Annotated in this window: 4 protein-coding genes; 3 read left to right on the forward strand and 1 reads right to left on the reverse strand. The window is 70.9% G+C overall.

What is annotated here, in order from left to right:
- Positions 1 to 89: 89 nt before the first annotated feature.
- Positions 90 to 1,916, reverse strand: a complete 1,827-nt coding sequence (locus VGT06_09650; GenBank protein HEV8663385.1) for a DUF4012 domain-containing protein — start codon at positions 1,914 to 1,916, stop codon at positions 90 to 92.
- Positions 1,917 to 2,156: 240 nt separating this feature from the next.
- Between VGT06_09650 and VGT06_09655 the strand changes: the two genes are divergently transcribed.
- From VGT06_09655 to VGT06_09665, 3 genes are all read left to right on the forward strand, one after another.
- Positions 2,157 to 2,576, forward strand: a complete 420-nt coding sequence (locus VGT06_09655) for a hypothetical protein (GenBank protein HEV8663386.1) — start codon at positions 2,157 to 2,159, stop codon at positions 2,574 to 2,576.
- 44 nt (positions 2,577 to 2,620) lie between these two features.
- Positions 2,621 to 2,899, forward strand: a complete 279-nt coding sequence (locus tag VGT06_09660; GenBank protein HEV8663387.1) for a hypothetical protein — start codon at positions 2,621 to 2,623, stop codon at positions 2,897 to 2,899.
- Positions 2,900 to 3,114: 215 nt separating this feature from the next.
- Positions 3,115 to 3,369: phosphoribosyltransferase family protein (locus VGT06_09665; GenBank protein ID HEV8663388.1), on the forward strand; the 255-nt coding region annotated here is incomplete at its 3' end.

Here is a 3,369-nt window from a genome sequence, read left to right on the forward strand (position 1 = left end):
GAACGCGACCAATCGAGGCTCCTTTCCTTCGCCACCTAAGGGTACACCCCGCGGGCGGGACTGGGACTAGGGATTTCCCGGGGCCCGCCTCAGCCTCCGGATAGGGCAAATCGGATGGCCAGGGGCACCGGGACCTGGGGATGGCCCACGTAGCGGGCGGAGATCCCACTCGTGTCCAGGCCACGGACGCTCAGGATCTCGGCCGCCAGCGGGGTTCGAACGTCCACCGTGACCAGGTCCGGGCGTAGGGCCGGCTGCGGGATCACCTGCAGGAAGAGGCCCCGCTCGCCCTCCCCGGTGGCCGCCTCCGCCACTCGGTAGGTGACCTTTAGGGTAGCCGTCCCCCCCGCCGGCGCCCCTAGGAGCTCGGTGACTACCCCATGGCCGAACTCCTCCTCCACCAGGCCCAGGGTCGGTCCCCCGGTCACCTCGGTCAGCATTCCCGTCGCTCCTTCCGGCAGGTACACGTTGACGAACGCCGCGAAGTACCCCACCGGGTCGCCGGACTTCCCATCGCCGAGGAGGATCGAAGGGGGGTGGTCGGGGGCGGTGTTCTCCAGGGTCACCTCGGTGAGCACCTCCGCGGAGCCGTCGGCCTCCAGGGTGATCCGGTGAGTCACCCGTTTCTCGGCGAAGTACCCCGCTCGGTTGTTGACGGCGTCCTGCCACACCACCAGAAGGGGGAACCGCCCCAGCCGGAGCTCCCCGCCGGCACCCAGCCGGCGGAGCGCGTCTTGCTCCTCGGGGTTCGGGACGTAGATCTGAAGGTGCCGCTCCCTCAGGGACCGGGCCATGGCCGCTCCGAATCCCCGGGTGGGCGGGGGCTCCTGGAGGACTGCCTTCCACAGCGCCGCTCCGATGGCCCCCTGGGCCTGGTTGGAAAGGGGCTGGGGAAGCAGGAACGTATCCCGGTTCACGATGCGGTTGATGTTCTCGGCCGTCAGGGGCTCGGGCCACGCCGGGGTCCGCACCGGACCGATGGCCCCCAGGACGTAGGACATCCACACCGAGTCCACGGCGATCACCCCGTCGAGCGGCTCTCCCGTCTTCCGCTCCCACATCTCTAGGAGCACCCGGGCGGAGGTGGGGAAGTCGGGGGAGTAGTTGGCGGCGATGAAGTGGGTGACCCCGCCCAGCCTGGCGTAGCGGGCCTCGACGTCGGGAGAGGCGGAGACGGGAGGGACCCGGCCGAGGGTCTGCACGGGCGCGAGGCGTCCCAGGCTTATCTGGCCGTTGTTGGCTTCCAGGATCCCGTAGTGCCCCAGGAACCCCCCGCTCCCCCGGGGAGCGGACAGGTTCTGGATGGCCAGGAAGTACCTCCGGGGGGCCTCGGCCCCGAGGAACGAGGGGAGCAGCCGGGTGAGCTCCGCGCCGGCGATCACCACCTGGGCCTGCTCCCGGAGCGCTCCGCGGGCCTGGTCCAGGGCGTCGGCGATCCTGGGGTGAAGGCCCTCCGGCGGGACAGAGTCCAGCACCACGGAGGCCTGGCGGAATCTCTCGGCGGCAGCCCGGAGCCCCGGCTCGGCCCGTCCCAGAAGGTCGAGTTCGACCACCCCGCCGGGGCGGATCCCCGGCAACCGGTCCCCGTCCCAACCGACGGCCCCGGCCGCCTCCACCACGTGCTCCCCGGCCTCGGACAGGAGGACCGAGGCCTGTCCGAGGGCCCGAACCGCCCGAACGTCGTCCCCCAGCCGGGGCAGCGACCCCACGAGGAAGGCACCGGGCCGCCGAAGGGCGCCGGTGGCATCCCCGCCGGCCTCCCTGGCCTGAGCGAAGGAGGCGGCCGCCGCTTCCAGTCGGCCCTCCACCAAGCGGTCCGCGGCTTGCTCCAGGTACGAGCGGGCCGCTTCCAGGCTCCGAGCGGCCTGCCGGGCGGCCAGGACGGCGTCGCCGGCCAAGGCGCCGATGACGAGCACGCCCAGGACCAGGGCCAGTCGCCGAGTCCGCCGCCGCCGCCACCAAGGCCGTCCGCGACGAACCCGAACCCTGGCCCGATCACGGGTGGCCTCGAGCGGCTCAGGCGCCGCCCGCGCTGGCACGGCGCCGGTCCCGGACGCAGAAGCCCTGGCTGAGGAGCTTCCCTTGCCCTCGAACGACTTGAATCGGTCCACGGTCCTGGCCTAGCCTAAATGCACACTACGGAGAGGGAGGAGCCCGTGAGACGGTACCTGCGCTCCAAGCTGCTGGTCGTGGCGTTTGCGGGCACGGCGCTCCTGGCGACCCTGGGCGGTTCCGTCCCGGCGTCGGCCCATGAGTTCGAGGCCAGCCGCACCATCACGATCCATCGTAGGCCCAGGGGAGTGGTCGATCCCGGCACGAGGGTCCGCTTCTTCGGGCGGATCATCTCCGATCGACACAGCTGCGAGAACTTCGAGCTCGTGGAACTGATCCGCGTGGGCCGGGGTGTCGTGGCCCGGGACATCAGCGACTCGGAGGGGAACTACTCGATGCGGAAGAGAGTCTTCCGGACCGGCCGGTACTTCTCCCGGGTGATCACCACGATCAGTGGCCGACACCCTCACCGGCACGTCTGCCTGGCCGCTCAATCACGGACTATCAGGGTCCGAGTCGACTAGCGAACGGGTCCGACTCCCCGCGCTCGCCGGAGCGTCTCGCTTCCGTGTCGCAGGGGGCTGCTACAGTCTCGACGATGGTCGGTGTGGCGTGGGCCGCGATCGGTCTCATGGCGGCGACGCTCGCTTCGCTGGTCGCCGCGTTGTTCGGGCTTCGCGTGGAGTTTCGGGGGCAGTTCGTCGAGCTGCGCTCGGAGATCGCTGAACTCCGCGCCGAGATGCGCGAGGGGTTCCGGGCGCAGGGGGAGCGGATCGATGCCCAGGGGCAACGGATAGATGCTCTCGCGGCGCGGATCGATGCCCATGTCGACCGCCACGCGGGCTGACTTCTAGCGGCATCGACCCTCTGTTGGTCGCGCTTGATCGCCGTAGTATCATCTCCCGAAGGACTTCCCCTTTAAGGACCGGTCCCGAGAGGCCGGGAAGGGAGCAGAGAGTTTGACCAGCGGCAACGCGCGCGCTCCGCAGCACGCCGGCGGAGCGTTCCCCTTCTCCGGCCTCCTTCGCGAGGGCGCCCGCGGGCGCCGGGCGGGGAGGCCCCATGGTCTTTAAGCCCCGCGGGCAGCTCCTCGAGGCCGCGGAGATCCGGCGGGCGGTCACCCGGATCGCCCACGAGATCTTGGAGCGGAACAAGGGAGCGGGAGAGGTGGCGCTCGTGGGCATCGCCGCCCGGGGCGACGACCTGGCCCGGCGCCTGGCGGAGGAGCTGCGCCGGATCGAGGGTGTCGAGGTTCCCGTGGGAACCCTCGACATCACCTTCTATCGCGACGACATCGGGATGCGGGCGGAGGCTCCG

The organism is Candidatus Methylomirabilis sp. (assembly GCA_036000645.1).
Lineage (GTDB): Bacteria > Methylomirabilota > Methylomirabilia > Methylomirabilales > JACPAU01 > JACPAU01.